This is a genomic window from Pseudomonas lactis, from assembly GCF_001439845.1.
In the GTDB taxonomy this organism is placed as follows: Bacteria; Pseudomonadota; Gammaproteobacteria; order Pseudomonadales; family Pseudomonadaceae; genus Aquipseudomonas; species Aquipseudomonas lactis.
In genome coordinates this window covers 86,046-103,084 of sequence record NZ_JYLO01000009.1, presented here as the reverse complement: position 1 = coordinate 103,084, position 17,039 = coordinate 86,046, and the positions used below count along the sequence as shown (strand labels likewise).

Genomic DNA, 17,039 nt, shown 5'->3' with positions numbered 1-17,039 from the left:
GCGCGCCGATCAGCGCGTGCCGGAGATGTCAGTGAAAGTCTCGGTCGGCTGCGGCAGCGTGCCTTGTGCCTGCAACAGGGACGAGATGGCCGCGGCATGCTCCACCTTGGCGAGCAGCGCCGCGCGCTCGGCCTCGGTGGCCTCCTGCTCGATGCGAAGGCGTGTCGGCATGTCCGTCTCGCCCATCGCGAACGACTTTTGGTAGAAGGTGCGCGTTTGTTGGGCTAGTCGCTGGCGCTCCGAAGCGGCCTGCATCTGGGTGCTGGTTGCCAGTTCGCGCGATTGGGCAGTTCGAATTTCCGAGAGTAGCCGGGTGCGCTGGGCCGCGAGTGCCGACTCAGCCTCCAGTGCCTGCGCATTGGCGCTGGACAATTGCTCGGTATGACGGCTACCCGTACCGAAGGGAATGCGCACACCCACCGTGATCGTCTGGTTGTAGCGTTCGCCGTAGCCGCCCCGATCCCGCGTGGTCGCCAGGGTCAGTTCGGGGTTGGCGTACTTCTGATGGGACACCAGTTCCGCAGAGCGGCGGGCCGCCAGCGCCTTGTGCTGCAGTTCCAGCAGCGCAGGGTGGTTACCCAACAACGCGCCGGACGGCTGTGCCGATGCCGGTTGAACTCGGACACCTGACTGCTCCGGCTGCGCGGAATCGGCCTGCGACGGGATACTCTCGATGCCGGTCAGTGCCAACAACGCCTCGCGCTGCGTGATTTCTTCGGCCTGAGCAATGGCCAGGGCACTACGAGCCGACGCCAAGGCGCCATCGGCCTGGTTTCTGTCGGCTTGCGCCAGGTCGCCCGCGCGAACCCGGCGAGCCACATCTTGCGCCAACTCGTCCGCGCTGCGGGTGCGATCCTGCGCCGCCACCAATTCGGCCTGGGCACGCTGCCATGCCCACCATGCCTGGCGAACCTGTCCGGCCGTGCGTAGCTTGGCGGCCAGCATCCGGCTGGATAGCGCGAGGCTTTCCGCGTCCGCCCAGCGTGCCGACGAGGCGCGCTCACCAGGCATCCAAAGGGGAATAGCCACCCCGACTTCATATTCGCGCTGTCCGTTGCGGTTGTTGAACCGATCAGTTTTGGTGGAGGCTTCCAGCGCCATCGGACCTGCCACCCAACTGCCGGCCGTCTCTTGGCGTGCTTGGGCGGCCTGCTGCCAGGCGCCTTCTCCAGCGGCTTCTGGCTGCCGCTGCCAAGCTGACTCCCACAATTGGGCGACCATGTGGCTGTCTGGTCTGGATGGGACGTGAGGGGCGGCTACTGGCTGGGCTAGCACGGTGCCGGCCCAAAGCGTGGATACCGCCCAGATCCATCCCTTGCGTATGTCTTTGCGAAGCATTCAATTCTCCATCGGTGTTGCATCAGTACTTACCCCCGGCTGGGTGTTCTCTTTCCGAGCAAGTGCTTGTCGTTGAAAAGCCACTGTTCACTGGCTTAGATATGAACAATTGTATATCTATTCATATGAATGGGAAAGAAAACCTTACATCCTTTGAGCACCAATCGCCTTAGAGAGGGCGTCGGGCGCAAGACATCGAGAGGCGAGGTGGGGCTAATCCACTGCGCAAACAGCTATGCAGACTCCTTGAGCATATCCCCCGGGGGGGGATATGATTGCTGCATGAAAGAGATGCACAAGCACACCAGCCACCCAGATCTCGTGAAACGGCTCAAGCGCGCCGAGGGTCATCTGCGACACGTCATCGGGATGATCGAAGGAGAAGAAACCTGCCTGGACATCGCTCGCCAGCTCGCTGCGGTGGAGAGCGCCGTCACAGCGGCCAAGCGCGTCCTGATCCATGACCACATCGACCACTGCCTATCTCATGATGAGGACTCCGTTCTAGCCGAAATGAAGGCGCTAACCAGACTGCTCTGAGGTCTCTCGATGCTCTCCGTCCTAAAGAACCGCACCTACCGCCACCTGTTCACCGCGCAGGTGATCGCACTCGTCGGCACAGGCCTGATGACGGTAGCGCTCGGCCTACTTGCCTACGAGCTGGCCGGGGCCGATGCAGGTGCGGTGCTCGGGTCGGCGCTGGCTATCAAGATGCTGGCCTATGTGGGAGTCGCTCCAGTCGCACAGGCCTTCGCCGACCAGTTCCCGCGACGGTCATTGCTCGTAGCGCTGGACCTGGTACGAGCGGTTGTCGCGATCTGTTTGCCCTTTGTCACCGAGGTCTGGCAGATCTATCTGCTGATCTTTGTCCTGCAAGCGGCATCCGCCGGCTTCACGCCGACTTTCCAAGCCACTATCCCGGACATCCTTCCCGATGAAGAGGACTACACGAAGGCGCTGTCGCTGTCCCGGCTGGCCTATGACCTGGAAAGCCTGATTTCCCCGATGCTGGCTGCTGCGCTGCTGACCGTCATCAGCTTTCACAACCTGTTCGCGGGAACAGTGCTCGGTTTCCTCGTTTCAGCCGCGCTCGTGGTCAGCGTGCGGTTGCCCACAACTATTCCCGGACCGCGCCGCGGCATTTGGGATCGCACGACCCGCGGCACACGCATCTATCTCGCTACGCCACGCCTGCGGGGCCTGCTGGCGATCAGCTTGGCCGTCTCGGCGGCGGGCGCCATGGTGATCGTGAACACGGTGGTTCTCGTGAAGGCGCGCTTTGGCCTAGGCGAGGTCGAAGTGGCGTCGGCACTGGCGGCATTCGGAGGCGGTTCGATGGTGGCAGCCTTCGTTCTGCCATCCTTACTGGAAAAGGTGGCCGACCGAACCGCGATGCTCACCGGCGCTACCGTACTGGTCGTGGGCACGGGGATCGGCGCACTGCTGCCGAGCTATGCATTGTTGCTGCCGCTGTGGTTGATCATCGGCTTTGGCTACAGCGTGGCGCAAACGCCATCCGGCCGTCTTCTGCGCCGCTCGGCCCATGCCGAGGACCGTCCTGCGATCTTCGCGGCACACTTCGCGCTGTCGCACGCCTGTTGGCTCATCTGCTACCCACTTGCCGGCCGCTTCGGCGCGGTCATGGGCTTGCCATCGACCTTCATTGTCATGTCCCTGGTCGGCTTGGCCGGCGTGGCGCTGACGCTCTGGCTGTGGCCGGCCAGCGACCCTTCTGACGTGGCGCATGACCACCCCAGCTTGCCGCCGGATCACCCTCATTTACGCACACACGCAGACCAAGGCAGGCACCATCACCAGCTGATTCTGGATGACCTGCACCGTATCTGGCCGAAAGGATAGGCACATTTTCTCGTTGCGGCATCACAACGCATGGCTTCGGAGGCTGAGAAGGGTGAGCGAAAATATATCACATGAACACATATTCATGTGTTATATTTCGCCATAGTCAAACACTCAACCAGCAGAGGCGCCCATGTCCCAATCCAATGCACATGACCATGGTCACGACCATGATCACGACCACACCCCCACAGTGACGAGCGCCAACGAGCGCAAGGTTCTGGTTTCCTTCTTCCTGATCTTCGGCTTCATGCTCGTGGAAGCTGTCGGCGGCGTGCTGTCGGGCTCGCTAGCCCTACTTGCCGATGCTGGCCACATGCTGACCGACGCCGTGGCACTTGCCCTGGCTTACGCTGCCTTCCGATTCGGTCGCCGCGCAGCCGACAGCAAACGCACATTCGGTTACCTGCGCTTCGAGGTCATCGCCGGCTTCCTGAACGCCGTGACCCTGTTCGCGATCGTCGCATGGATCGCCTACGAGGCGTGGGAGCGGCTGCAGGCGCCGCCCGTCATCCTCGCCGGCCCGATGATGATCGTCGCCGTGCTCGGCTTACTGATCAACGTCCTCGTGCTGTGGATCATGACCCGCGGCGAAACCGATCACGTCAATGTGAAAGGTGCCATCCTCCACGTGATGGGTGACCTGCTCGGCTCTGTCGGCGCCATCGTTGCAGCGATCGTCATCTACTTCACCGGCTGGACTCCGATCGACCCCATCCTGTCGGTTCTAGTAGCGGCGTTGATTCTGCGCAGCGCCTGGAAGCTCCTGGCCAAGTCGATCCATATCCTGTTGGAGGGTGCGCCAGAGGACGCTTCGCCGGAAAAGGTGGAACAAGGCCTGATGAGCACTGTGCCCGGCCTGGCGGCTGTCAGCCATGTTCACGTGTGGCAACTCACTTCCGGTCGCACGATGGCCACGCTACACGTTCGACCCAACGTGGACGAGGAGGCGCGAGCTGTGGTCAAGCGCGTCGAGGCGGTGCTGCGAGAGCAGTTCAGCATCGAACACGCCACAGTCGGAATCGACTGGAACTCGGAGGCTGACGAGAACATCTGCAGCCTGCAACCCACGACAGGCCGTCAGGACCACAGCGGCCACGACCACAGTGAGCACAATCATGACCATGACCACTCCGCTCCCGGTCACAAGCATTGAGGCCGTGCTAGACGGTTCGCAGTTCACTTGAGGGTTTGAATCCATGACATCCCGCAAAACCACCAGCGCCGCTATTGTGCAATGTTCGACCTCTAACCACGGCACGACCACTGATGTCCTCGCACTATCGCAAAGTGACGTCGCTGTTCTGGCAGAGACCTTCCGCCTGCTGGGCGACCAATCGCGATTGAAAATCCTGTTGCAGTGCATGCGCGGATCGGTCGCAGTGGGCGACATTGCTGGCTCGCTAGACCTGTCGCAGTCCTTGGTCAGCCATCACCTGCGCCTGTTGCGCGGCGCGCGCCTCGTGCGCGGCGAGCGCCAAGCCAAGCACATCTTCTACGGCATTGCCGACCAGCACGTCAGCCAGGTACTCCAGGACATGGCGGTTCACATTTCGGAGGACAGACACGACGATTGACTGAACATGTGAGTGCGCGCCGGCCTACGCCTTCAAGGGGTAGGCTTTTTTTGGCTATTAATCTAGAGAGACACCGGCGCGCCTTGCTGAATGCCTAGAAGACCCCAAGCAAAAAGCACTCTAAAAATAAACACTTGAACATATCTTCATGTGTGTTATTATTTGTCTACGGGGTATCCGAAAGGCGTAAGGACCACGCCATTATTTTTAACGTCAAGGAGTATTGACCATGTCCAAGAAAATTCGCTTTGCTGTTCTGCTTTCCGCACTTTTTGCTGCTGGAGTAAACGCTCAACCGTTCGCCGCAGATATGACACGGCAACAGGTCCAGGAGGATCTGGCTGCTTGGAGGCAATCTGGGTTGGAAGCGTTGTCTCGCGGCGAAAGCGGCCCGGATACGTTCAGCCCTCAATACCAGGCTGCCTTTCAGCGCTACTTGCAATTGACCCAAGGTGATATGTATCAGGCGCCCTCAGCAGGAAAGACTCGTGCTGAAGTGATGGCTGATTTGGAACTGTGGAAAATCTCCGGCATGCACGCGTTCACCTCGCGCGGAATCACCACCGCTTCGCACACCCAAGCCTACCAACAAGCCTACGAGAGCTATCTCCAGCTCAAGCTGGGTGCGGCTTACAAGGCTCCGGTGGCATTGACTCGTGCTCAAGTAAAGAGTGATTTGGCAGATTGGCAGGTTGCGGGAATGGCTGGATTCTGGGCTGGTGAGCAGACGCCTGATACCTATAGTGATGCCTACCGCACCGCATTTGAAACCTACCAGATGCTGCGCAACAAAAAATGACTTAATGGCAGCTGCATAAAGCAGCGGTCGGATGGTTCAGCCAGAAAGAGATTCTTTCTTTTTTTTGAATAAACATACAAACAAGTGTTCATTTGTTTGCATAACATTCCGATCGCTGATTTGTGCGTCCTGCCACGGCGATTACTCAGAGAACCAGGAGATTGATATGTCTTTGGAAACATTGGACGGCACAGGAGCGCAGGACGAACAACTGGGCTTTCGGGTCGAAGGTATGGATTGCGCCAGTTGCGTCGGCAAGATTGAAACAGCGCTTGGTCGAATTGATGGCGTATCAAATGTACAGGTTAATTTTACAAATGAGACGCTGACGTTGACGCGCAGCACAAGTAGCCGAAATACTGCACGCGACATTGCCAAGAAAATCCGGTCCCTGGGCTTCGACGTGCAGGCACTGCCCGCGTCCGAAATGTCCGCAGCACCTGCACCGTGCCATGCGGCCCACGCGCATGACCACGCCGGCTGCGGCGGCCACCATGACCATGGGCATGCCCACGACCACGGGCACGATCATTCGCACGGCAAAGCGTGCGGTGATGACCATGGGCATGGCCATGCTCACGGCCATGCCCATGACCACGGTCACGATCACGGGGCCTGCAGCGGGCATGACCATGCGCCGGCCTCTGCCTCCCGTGGAGCACCCAGCACGCCCCCCAACGTGTCCATGCGCGTCGAGGGCATGGACTGCGCCAGTTGCGTCGGCAAGATCGAAACGGCGCTCGCTCGCATGGATGGCGTGTCCGATGCCCGCATAAACTTCACCGCAGAAACGCTGGAATTGACGCTCGCGTCTGGCGGCCCCACGCAGCTCGGCCACATCGAGAAGACCATCAAGAGCCTGGGCTTCGGCGTCTCCGACGTGCGCCGCCATGATGGCTCAGCACCCGCGGCCCCAGCAGCAGCATCGACGGCGCGCCATCAGCGCTGGTGGCAGACGAAGAAAGGCAAGCACGTGCTGGGCCTGGGCGGCCTGATGGGCTCGGCCTACGCGATCGCGCAGTTCGTTCCTGGCTACGCTGAATGGATCTTCGCCGCTGCGGTGATCGCGGGCGTGCTGCCGTTCGCTCGCAAAGCCTTCGCGCTGGCTGTGTCAGGCTCGCCGTTCTCTATCGAAACGCTGATGGTCGTCGCCTCGCTGGGCGCGCTCGTGATAGGCGAGGCCGAGGAAGCTGCTGCCGTGGTGTTCCTGTTCGCGATCGGCGAGCTGCTGGAAAGCGTGGCCGCCGGCCGCGCGCGCGCCGGCATCAAGGCGCTGGCCTCCCTGGTGCCTAAGACGGCGGTACTGCTCGATGCCGCGGGCGGGCAGCGCGAAGTGCCCGCCGCTTCCCTGCGCGTGAGCGACCGCGTGCTGGTGCGCCCTGGTGACCGGGTGCCTGCGGACGGCAAGATCCTCCGCGGTGAAAGCAGCCTGGACGAGTCGCCTATCACCGGCGAGTCCGTACCGCGTCAAAAGGCTATCGGTGCCGACGTGTTCGCCGGCTCCATCAACGTCGATGGCGTGCTCGAAGTACAAGTCGAGAAGACGGCATCGGACAACACCATTTCTCGCATCATCCAACTGGTGGAGCAGGCGCAGTCCTCCAAGGCGCCCACGGCTCGCTTCATCGAAAAGTTCAGCCGCTACTACACCCCTGCCGTCATGGCCATCGCGGCGTTGATCGTGGTGGTTCCGCCACTTGCCATGGGTGGCGACTGGGGTACCTGGCTGTACCGCGGCCTCGCACTGCTGTTGATTGCCTGCCCATGTGCGCTGGTGCTCTCCACACCGGCGGCCATCGCCTCGGGCCTTGCGGTGGCCACGCGACGGGGCCTGCTGATCAAGGGTGGCAACGCGTTGGAAACCATCGGCCGCGTGCGCGCCATTGCCTTCGACAAGACTGGCACGCTGACCGAGGGCAAGCCGCGCATCACCGAGGTCCTGCCCTTCGGGCTGTTCAAGCATCAACAGGTCCTTGCGCTTGCCGCCGCTGTCGAGTCCGGCTCAAACCATCCCTTGGCGAAGGCCATTGTCGCCCATGCCAAGAGCCTGGACGTGGCGATTCCCCAGGCCACGGGCGCATCGGCCATTGCCGGCAAGGCGGTGCGCGCCACCGTGAACGGCAGTGCGCTCGCTGTCGGATCGCCCGCCCATGCGGAACAGACGGCCACGCTGACAGCCGCGCACCGCAGGGAAATCGACAAGCTGGAGGATGGCGGCAAGACCGTGGTGGTCCTGTTCGACGAAGCCAGCAAGAACGTTCTGGGCCTGCTGGCCCTGCGCGACGAGCCCCGCCGCGACGCGCGCGAAGGCGTGGCCCAGCTCAACGCCATGGGCGTGCGCTCGGTCATGCTGACCGGCGACAACCGCCGCACCGCGCAGGCGATCGCCGGCAAGCTGGGCATCGAGTGGGAGGCCGAGCTGCTGCCGCAGGACAAGCTGCGCTTGGTCAACGAGATGAAGCGTGATGCCAAGGTGGCGATGGTCGGCGACGGCATCAACGACGCGCCGGCCCTGGCGACCGCCGACGTGGGTATCGCCATGGGCGGCGGCACGGACGTGGCGCTGGAAACCGCCGATGCCGCGCTGCTCAAGAGCCGCGTCACGGACGTGGCCCACCTGGTGGCCCTGTCGCGGGCGACGATGGCCAACATTCACCAAAACGTCGTATTCGCCATTGGCCTCAAGGGCTTGTTCCTGGTCACCACCGTGTTGGGTATCACCGGCTTGTGGGTTGCCGTGCTGGCCGACACCGGCGCCACGGCCCTGGTCACGCTGAACGCACTGCGCCTGCTGCGCTTCAAGGGCGCGCCGGAGGCCAACCACGGCGACGACGCCGGGCGTCCCACCACCTTGTCCGTGCCGTCTGCCCGCTGAGGCAACAAGAGGGCTTGACCTTGCCGTCGTTGTAACGCCTAGCCTCCACACAAATGTCTGCAGAGCGCTTCGGAAGGGCCGGAGTCCTGCATCCAAGAAAGGGTCACTTCCATGCGTAAAAAAATCAGAATCATTGTGGTGGCAGGCGTCATCGCAGCCGTCGGGGGGGATAGCGATCGCTGCCCGCGACGCCAAGGACGAGGGCAAGGCCGCGGCGCCCCCGGCGGGCGCGCCGATGGCGCCGCAGGTGCCCGTGGCCGAGGTCATTACCCGCACGGTCGCGCCATCGGCCGAGTACACCGGCTTCCTGGCCGCGCCCAAGACCGTCGAGCTGCGCTCGCGGGTCGGCGGCGCCGTCGATGCGGTGAGCGTTCCCGAAGGTAGCCTCGTGCGCAAGGGCCAACTGCTGTTCCAGATCGACCCGAGGCCGTTCCAGGTTGCGCTCGACACGGCCGTGGCGCAACTGCGTCAGGCCGAGGTGCTGGCCAGCCAGGCCCAGGCCGACTTTGACCGCGCCGAGCGCCTGGTGGCGACCGGCGCCGTCGCGCGCAAGACCTATGACGATGCCGCCTCCGCACGCAACGCGCGCCAGGCTCAGGTGCAGGCGGCTAAGGCCGCCGTTGCTGCGGCTCAGCTGGACCTGTCCTACGCCCGCGTCACTGCGCCCATCGCCGGGCGCGTCGACCGCGTGCTCGTGACCGAGGGCAACTTGGTCAGCGGTGGCGGCGCCGGCGCGGCCACGCTGCTGACCACGATCGTATCCATCGACCCGTTGCACGTGTACTTCGACATTGATGAGGCCACCTATCTCAACGTCGTCAGCCGCTCGCGGCCCGCTGCGGGCGCCGGTAGCAAGGCTTCGCTGCCCGTGCAGGTCGGGCTGACCACGGACAAGGGTTTCCCGCACAGGGGCGCGCTCGACTTCGTGGGCAACACCATTGACCGAAGCACCGGCACGATCCGCGCGCGCGCCGTTGTGCCCAACCCGGATGGGCGCATGGCACCCGGCATGTTCGCCCGGGCCAAGCTGTCCACCGGCGCGGCGCGCGAGGCCGTCCTGATCGACGATCAGGCCGTGGGCACCGACCAAGGGCGCAACTACGTGCTGGTCGTGGGCGAGAACAACCAGGCCCAGTACCGGCCCATCGAACTGGGGCCGGTGGTGGACGGGCTGCGCGTCATCAACGGCGGCCTGCAGGCCGGTGAGAAGATCATCATCAAGGGCCTCGTGCGCCCCGGCATGGCGGTCACGCCGCGCATGGTGCCCATGCAGGCGCCCGCGGCACCGGCCGCCGGCGCGACCGGCGCGACCAAGGCTGCGGCAAACGCTCCGGCTCCCGCTGCGGCGCCTGCCAAGGCCGGTGGCGCGGACCCCGCCAAGGCTGACGGCGCGGCCGGCTCGGCGGAGGCCCGCAAATGAATTTCCCCCGCTTCTTCATCAACCGGCCGATCTTCGCCATCGTCCTGTCGGTGCTGATGCTGATCGCGGGCGCGATCAGCTATTTCCAGCTCCCCCTGAGCGAGTACCCCCAGGTCACGCCGCCGACGGTGCAGGTCACCGCCAGCTATCCCGGCGCCAACCCGCAGGTGATCGCCGACACCGTGGCATCGCCGCTGGAGCAGGCGGTCAACGGCGTGGAAGGCATGATGTACATGCAGTCCCAGATGTCCACGGACGGGCGGATGGTGCTGACCATCTCGTTCGAGCAGCACATCGACCCCGACGTCGCGCAGATCCAGGTGCAGAACCGCGTCTCACGCGCGCTGCCCCGGTTGCCGCCCGAGGTCCAGCGCATCGGCGTGGTCACCGACAAGACCGCGCCCGATATTCTCATGGTGGTGCATATGCTCTCGCCGGGGGACCGCTACGACCCGCTGTACGTGTCCAACTACGCGATGCTCAACGTGCGCGACGAACTGGCGCGCCTGCCGGGCATCGCCAACGTGATCATCGGCGGTGAAGGCGAGTACGCAATGCGCGTCTGGCTCGACCCCGAGAAGGTCGCATCGCGGGGCATGACCGCCAGCGATGTGGTCGCCGCCATCCGCGAGCAGAACGTGCAGGTCGCAGCCGGCTCGATCGGCCAGCAGCCGAATGCGTCGGCCGCCTTCCAGGTCAGCGTCAATGCGCTGGGGCGCCTGACCACCGAAGAGCAGTTCGGCGACATCGTGATCAAGGCCGGCGCCAACGGCCAGGTGACCCGCCTGCGCGACGTCGCACGCCTGGAACGGAACTGGGCTCGGACAACTACACCATGCGCGGCCAGCTCGACGGCGAGAACGCGGTCGGCCTGCAAATCCTGATGACGCCCGGCTCCAATGCCCTGGACACGTCCAGCGCGGTGCGCGCGACGATGGAGCGGCTGCAGGCCAAGTTCCCCGAAGGCATCGAGTACAAGATCGCCTACGACCCCACAGTCTTCGTGCGCGCCTCGCTCCAGTCCGTCGCCGTCACGCTGCTGGAGGCCATCCTCCTGGTGGTGATCGTGGTGGTGCTGTTCCTGCAATCTTGGCGCGCGTCGATCATTCCACTGATCGCCGTGCCGGTCTCGCTGGTCGGCACGTTCGCGGTGATGCACATGTTCGGCTTCTCGCTGAACACGCTGTCGCTGTTTGGCCTCGTGCTCTCCATCGGCATCGTGGTGGATGACGCCATCGTGGTGGTGGAGAACGTGGAGCGCCACATGGCGCTGGGCGAATCGCCCAAGGATGCGGCGCGCAAGGCGATGGATGAAGTGACTGGCCCGATCCTGGCCATCACCTCGGTGCTGGCAGCGGTCTTCATCCCCTCGGCGTTCCTGTCGGGGCTGCAGGGCGAGTTCTATCGCCAGTTCGCGCTGACCATCGCGTTCTCGACCATCCTGTCGGCGATCAACTCGCTTACGCTGTCGCCAGCGCTGGCCGCCATCCTGCTCAAGCCGCACCACGGCGCGGCCAAGCCCGATCGTCTCACGCGCATCATCGACGGCGTGTTCGGCGGCTTCTTCCGCCGCTTCAACCGCTTCTTCGATCGCGCCTCGAATTCCTACGTCGGGGGCGTGCGCCGCGCGGTGCGCGGCAGCGCCATCGTGCTGCTGCTCTACGTCGGCTTCCTGGGCCTGACCTGGCTGGGCTTCCACAAGGTGCCTGCGGGCTTCGTGCCGGCCCAGGACAAGTACTATCTCGTGGGCATCGCCCAGCTTCCGACCGGCGCCTCGCTGGATCGCACCGAGGCGGTCGTCAAGGAGATGACCAAGATCGCACTGGCTGAGCCGGGCGTCGAGAGCGTGGTGGCCTTCCCGGGCCTGTCGGTCAATGGACCGGTGAACCAGCCGAACACCGCGCTGATGTTCGCCATGCTCAAGCCCTTCGATGAGCGCAAGGACCCGTCGCTGTCGGCCTTCGCCATCCAGGGCAAGCTCATGGGCAAGTTCAGCCAGATCCCGGACGGCTTCGTTGGCATCTTCCCGCCGCCGCCGGTGCCGGGCCTGGGTTCGATGGGCGGCTTCAAGCTGCAGATCGAGGACCGGGCGGGCCTGGGTCCCGAGGCGCTTGCGCAGGCACAGGGCCAGATCATGGGCAAGGCCATGCAGGCGCCCGAGCTGGCGAACATGCTCGCCAGCTTCCAGACCAATGCGCCGCAGTTGCAGGTGGACATCGACCGGGTGAAGGCCAAGTCGCAGGGCGTATCGCTGACCGAGGTGTTCGACACCCTGCAGGTCAACCTTGGCTCGCTCTACGTCAACGACTTCAACCGCTTCGGTCGCACCTACCGGGTCATGGCCCAGGCCGATGCGCAGTTCCGCATGCAGGCTGAGGACATAGGCATGCTCAAGGTGCGCAATGCAGCGGGCGACATGATCCCGCTGAGCGCGATCGCGACCATCGAGCGCAGTTCCGGCCCCGACCGGGTGATGCATTACAACGGCTTTCCCTCGGCCGACATCAGCGGCGGGCCAGCGCCGGGCTACTCGTCCGGCCAGGCCACCGCCGCGATTGAGAAGATCGTGAGCGAATCGCTGCCGGACGGTATGACCTACGAATGGACGGACCTGACTTTCCAGGAAAAACGGGTTGGCAACACGGCGATCTACATCTTCGCGCTGGCGGTGCTGCTCGCCTTCCTGTTCCTGGCGGCCCAGTACAACAGTTGGTCGCTGCCGTTCGCTGTGCTGCTGATTGCACCCATGGCGCTGCTCTCGGCGATCGCCGGCGTCTGGCTCTCTGGGGGCGACAACAACATCTTCACGCAGATCGGTTTCGTGGTGCTGGTCGGCCTGGCTGCCAAGAACGCGATCCTGATCGTGGAGTTCGCCCGCGCGAAGGAAAGCGAAGGGGCCGATCCGCTGGCAGCCGTGCTCGAAGCCGCGCGCTTGCGGCTGCGCCCGATCTTGATGACGTCGTTCGCCTTCATCGCTGGCGTGGTGCCGCTGGTGCTGGCCAGCGGTGCGGGCGCCGAGATGCGCCACGCCATGGGCATCGCGGTGTTCGCCGGCATGCTGGGCGTGACGGTATTCGGCCTGGTGCTGACGCCGGTGTTCTACGTTGTGGTGCGCAAGCTGGCGCTGCGCCGCGAAGCGCGCCATGCCCGTGGCGGCATGACCGACCAGCACGCATGACGGCCAGGAGGACATACGACATGAAAACATCTTTCGCATTCACACGACCCGCCAGGACGCTGGCGCCGCTCGCCCTCGCGGCGGCGCTGGCTGGCTGCTCCATGGCACCGAAGTATGACCGGCCCGCAGCGCCGATCGACACGGCCTATCCCTCGGGCGCGGCCTATGTGGAACTGGCGGCCGCGACGCCCGACGACGCGATCACGGCCGAGATCGGTTGGCGGGACTTCTTCCGCGACCCGCTGCTGCAGCAGTTGATCGGCATTTCGCTGGAGAACAACCGCGACATGCACAAAGCCGCGCTCAACGTGGAGGCGGCTCAGGCGCTGTACCGTATCCAGCGTGCCGAGATGCTGCCGAACCTGGGCGTTTCCGCCCGCGGCGCGTCAGAGCGCGTACCGGCCGACCTCAGTACCACGGGGCAAAGCGACGTGCTCCGGCGCTACGACGTGGCCGGGGTGACGGCCGCCTGGGAGCTGGACCTGTGGGGCCGCATCCGCAGCCTCAACGACCGGGCGCTGGCGTCCTACCTGGCCCTCGACGAGACCCGCATCGCCACGCAGATGAGCCTGGTGTCCGAGGTGGCCAGCGCCTACCTCACGCTGCGCGCCGACCAGGAACTGCTGCGCCTGACGAGCGACACCCTCGCCACACAGAAGCGCTCCTATGACCTGACCACCCAACTGGTGGAAGCGGGAAATTCCACGCAGCTCGACCTGCGCCGCGCGGAGATCGCGCTGCGCACCGCCGAGGCCAACCGCGCCGCCTACACGCGGCAGGCGGCCAAGGACCGCAACGCGCTGGTGCTGCTGCTGGGCCAGCCGCTGACGCCGGAGCTGTCCCGGCAGCTTGACGAGGCCGTGGCGCTGCCGGACGACATCGTGCCGACCGACCTGCCGAGCGGCCTGCCGTCCGAACTGCTCGCGCGTCGGCCGGACATCCGCGCCGCCGAGCAGATGCTGATCGGCGCCAACGCCAACATCGGCGCGGCGCGGGCCGCGTTCTTCCCGACGATTAGCCTCACGGGCTCGGCGGGCACGGCCAGCGCTTCGCTGGACGGCCTGTTCGATTCGGGCTCGCGGGCCTGGAGCTTCCTGCCGCAGATCACGCTGCCCATCTTCCGCGGCGGCGCGTTGCGAGCCAATCTGGACGTGGCACAGGTACAAAAGAGGATCGAAATCGCCAACTACGAGAAGTCTATCCAGGCGGCCTTTGCTGAGGTGGCTGACGGCTTGGCGGGCAAGCGCACGCTTGATGAGCAGATCCGCTCGGAGCAGCTCCTGGTAGCGGCTAGCCAGAAAGCCTACCAACTAGCCGAGCAACGCTTCCAGGAAGGCGTGGACGACAACCTCACCTTGCTCGATGCGCAACGCACACAGTACGGTGCGCAGCAGACCCTGGTGCGCACGCGCCTGACGCGGCTGAACAACCTCATCCACCTCTACAAGGCGCTGGGTGGCGGCTGGACTGAGCACACGGTGCAATCGGGCGCCACCGGGCAACCATCCGCCCGGTCGCCGGGATAAGGGCTATGCGCAACGGCGGCGTTCCCCATCGTTGCGCACGGAGAACCGGATGAGGATCGGTGAACTTGCGCGCTTGACGGGCACCCCCCGGAGAACATTCGGTTCTACGAGCGGGAGGGCCTGTTGCAAGCCCCGGAGCGGTCACGCAACAACTATCGGCGCTATGGCCCGGCCCATGTCGAACGGCTTCACCTGATTCGCAACTACCGTGCCTCGGGAATCGGCCTGGATGACGTGCGCCGCCTACTGGGTTGGGCACATGAGGGGTTCCTGGAACCTGAGCTGCTAAGGCAGGCTGTCCAAGGCCATCTCGCCTGTGTTGAGGAACGCATGGAGCAACTGATCCAGGTGAAAGAGCACCTGCTCGCATTGGCCCTGCACGGTGCTGCTTCCGCCGGGGCTTCCGAGGATGGACCGGCTCGCGATGGTTCGTGAGCATCGCATGTCCATATAACTGAATATATATTCATGCGTGTAATATTTCCGGCCAGACAAACGAATAAGAAAGACGCCCATGACCGACCAGAGCATCACGCGCCGAAACATCGGCGTTCTCACCGCCGCGCAGGCGCTCGGCGGCGCCAGCGCGCCCATCGTGATGTCGCTGGGTGGGCTGGTCGGCCAGCAGCTTGCCAAGAATTCGGCCTGGATCACCTTGCCCGTGAGTCTGTTCGGCCTGGGTCTTGCCATCGGCACCTTGCCTGCCGCCTTCATCATGCGGCGCCATGGCCGCCGCAACGGATACGTGGTGGGGGTCGGCTTCGGCGTGGCCTCGGGCCTGATCGCCGCGTTGGGCATCATGCTGGCCTCGTTCTGGATCTTCTGCGCCGGCACCTTCCTGGCGGGCTTCTACGGCGCGTATGTGCAGAGCTACCGCTTCGCAGCCGCCGACACCGCCGAGGACGCGCTTAAGGCCAAGGCCATTTCCTGGGTCATGGTGGGCGGTCTCGCGGGCGCCATCATCGGGCCGCAGTTGGTGATCTTCACGCGCGATGCGGTAGCGGGCACGCCCTACGTTGGCAGCTTCCTCAGCCAGGCGCTGCTGCCGCTGATCGCCTTGCCGATCCTGCTGATGCTGCGCACGCCGAGCCAGACCCAGGCCGAAGCAGTCGCCGATAGCGGTCGGACGGTGCTGCAGCTCTTGGCGATGCCGCGCTATCTGCTGGCCGTGGCTGCGGGCGTGGTGTCCTATGGGGTGATGGCGTTCGTGATGACGGCCGCGCCGGTGGCGATGGTCAACCACGGGCATTCGGTGGACAACGCCGCCCTAGGAATACAGTGGCACCTGCTGGCGATGTTCGGGCCGAGCTTCTTCACCGGGCGACTGATGGTGCGCTACGGCAAGGAGCGCGTGACCGCCGTCGGCATGGTGCTGCTCGCCGCCTCCGGGGTGGTGGCCCTGGGCGGGCTCGGCCTGTCCCACTTCTGGGGCTCGCTGGCGCTGTTGGGCATCGGCTGGAATTTGAGTTTCATCGGCGCCACGGCGATGGTCACCGACTGCCACACCCCGGCCGAGCGGGGCAAGGCGCAGGGCATGAACGACTTCTTCGTCTTCGCCGCCACGGCGGCCGTGTCGTTCCTCGCGGGGTCGATCCTGCACAGCTCGGGCTGGCAAGCGGTCAACTGGATGATCTTCCCGGCCTTGGCGCTGATCTTGGTGCCGCTGCTGTGGCAGGGGCGGTACGGTTGCAACTGACTTGACTTGGGGCATTGATCGAGGACTGGAAGCCGATAAGTGGCCCGTTCCGGCACTACACGACTTGTCTCCACTGCTGAAACTTCGGAAAGCTACTTTGCCGTTCCACCTTTATTGATGGTCAAAGAGTTGTATGGACAGATGAATTTAGTTAGTTAGTTAGTTAGTTAGTTAGTTAGTTAGATTTATCAAGAAGCAGTTTAACCACGGCTTTGGCTTTGCGAGCAGCGTGCAGATCTCCAAGAACGTGAGCCTGAATAATCGCCCCTTCAAGCAACATAGCAATTGTTTCAGAGATTTGAACTATCGATTCTCTGGACGTTATGACAAGTGAAGTGTGGTGTGTGATCCATCGCAGCATAGCCTCTTTGTTTCGGGCGCAAAGCTTATGTATATCATGATCCGGATTGCTGAATTCGGCGCTGACATTAATGAAATAACAACCCAAGAAAAGTGGCTTGGATTGATCGAGACCCTGAAACAGATCGTCAAAAGCATCAAGCATGGCATACAAGGCGTCCCTACCTGGCGTCGCTTCGTGCAAACGCAAATCGAGCCAAGAGAAATACTGCTGATCACAATATTCGACGGTCGCAGCAATTAGATCTTCCTTGCTGGAGAAATGGTTATATAGCGTTTTCTTGGCAATGCCGGACTCTTCAAGTACCCGATTGATGCCAACAGCATGAATGCCGTACTTATAAAAAAGGTTAAAGGCAGTTGCGACTAACTGTTCTTTTTTGTCCATGATGTTATTCATCGTTGTGAGG

11 protein-coding genes and 2 pseudogenes are annotated in these 17,039 nt (G+C 63.6%); 11 read left to right on the top strand and 2 right to left on the bottom strand.

The features are described 5' to 3' along the window. Nucleotides 1-9 precede the first annotated feature (9 nt). The gene (locus TX24_RS16610) at nt 10-1,338 is read right to left on the bottom strand and encodes a TolC family protein (RefSeq protein ID WP_003821158.1); all 1,329 of its coding nucleotides are present in this window, start codon (nt 1,336-1,338) and stop codon (nt 10-12) included. 282 nt (nt 1,339-1,620) lie between these two features. Between TX24_RS16610 and TX24_RS16605 the strand changes: the two genes are divergently transcribed. From TX24_RS16605 to TX24_RS16550, 11 genes and pseudogenes are all read left to right on the top strand, one after another. Beyond that, complete coding sequence (locus TX24_RS16605) at nt 1,621-1,878, top strand: metal-sensing transcriptional repressor (RefSeq protein ID WP_003821156.1); 258 nt, start codon at nt 1,621-1,623, stop codon at nt 1,876-1,878. Between the two features lie 9 nt (nt 1,879-1,887). Then, a complete protein-coding gene (locus TX24_RS16600) occupies nt 1,888-3,198 on the top strand; it encodes an MFS transporter (RefSeq protein ID WP_003821155.1) in 1,311 nt (436 codons plus the stop codon). 133 nt (nt 3,199-3,331) lie between these two features. Next, nucleotides 3,332-4,354, top strand: a complete 1,023-nt coding sequence (locus tag TX24_RS16595) for a cation diffusion facilitator family transporter (protein ID WP_003821153.1) — start codon at nt 3,332-3,334, stop codon at nt 4,352-4,354. A gap of 43 nt (nt 4,355-4,397) precedes the next feature. Then, on the top strand, nt 4,398-4,775 hold the full coding sequence (locus tag TX24_RS16590) for an ArsR/SmtB family transcription factor (protein WP_003821152.1): 378 nt from the start codon (nt 4,398-4,400) through the stop codon (nt 4,773-4,775). 229 nt (nt 4,776-5,004) lie between these two features. Beyond that, nucleotides 5,005-5,574, top strand: coding sequence for a DUF4148 domain-containing protein (locus TX24_RS16585; RefSeq protein ID WP_003821150.1), 570 nt, complete (start codon nt 5,005-5,007; stop codon nt 5,572-5,574). A gap of 166 nt (nt 5,575-5,740) precedes the next feature. Further along, nucleotides 5,741-8,449 carry a heavy metal translocating P-type ATPase gene (locus TX24_RS16575; protein ID WP_003821148.1) on the top strand — a complete coding sequence of 903 codons (2,709 nt, stop codon included), beginning with the start codon at nt 5,741-5,743 and terminating at the stop codon, nt 8,447-8,449. A gap of 235 nt (nt 8,450-8,684) precedes the next feature. Then, nucleotides 8,685-9,869 carry an efflux RND transporter periplasmic adaptor subunit gene (locus TX24_RS16570; RefSeq protein ID WP_023110692.1) on the top strand — a complete coding sequence of 395 codons (1,185 nt, stop codon included), beginning with the start codon at nt 8,685-8,687 and terminating at the stop codon, nt 9,867-9,869. Then, a pseudogene (locus tag TX24_RS16565) lies at nt 9,866-13,047 on the top strand (efflux RND transporter permease subunit). Before TX24_RS16570 ends, TX24_RS16565 begins: the two are co-directional and overlap by 4 nt. A 20-nt stretch (nt 13,048-13,067) precedes the next feature. Further along, nucleotides 13,068-14,573 (top strand): efflux transporter outer membrane subunit, encoded by a 1,506-nt coding sequence (locus TX24_RS16560; RefSeq protein ID WP_003821143.1) that lies wholly within the window; start codon nt 13,068-13,070, stop codon nt 14,571-14,573. 93 nt (nt 14,574-14,666) lie between these two features. Then, nucleotides 14,667-15,008, top strand: a pseudogene (locus TX24_RS16555) (MerR family transcriptional regulator); the annotation flags it as partial. 79 nt (nt 15,009-15,087) lie between these two features. Beyond that, nucleotides 15,088-16,269 carry an MFS transporter gene (locus TX24_RS16550; RefSeq protein WP_049285968.1) on the top strand — a complete coding sequence of 394 codons (1,182 nt, stop codon included), beginning with the start codon at nt 15,088-15,090 and terminating at the stop codon, nt 16,267-16,269. A gap of 175 nt (nt 16,270-16,444) precedes the next feature. Here TX24_RS16550 and TX24_RS16545 read toward each other — a convergent pair whose 3' ends face one another. Then, nucleotides 16,445-17,017 (bottom strand): TetR/AcrR family transcriptional regulator, encoded by a 573-nt coding sequence (locus TX24_RS16545; protein ID WP_017638772.1) that lies wholly within the window; start codon nt 17,015-17,017, stop codon nt 16,445-16,447. Nucleotides 17,018-17,039 lie beyond the last annotated feature (22 nt).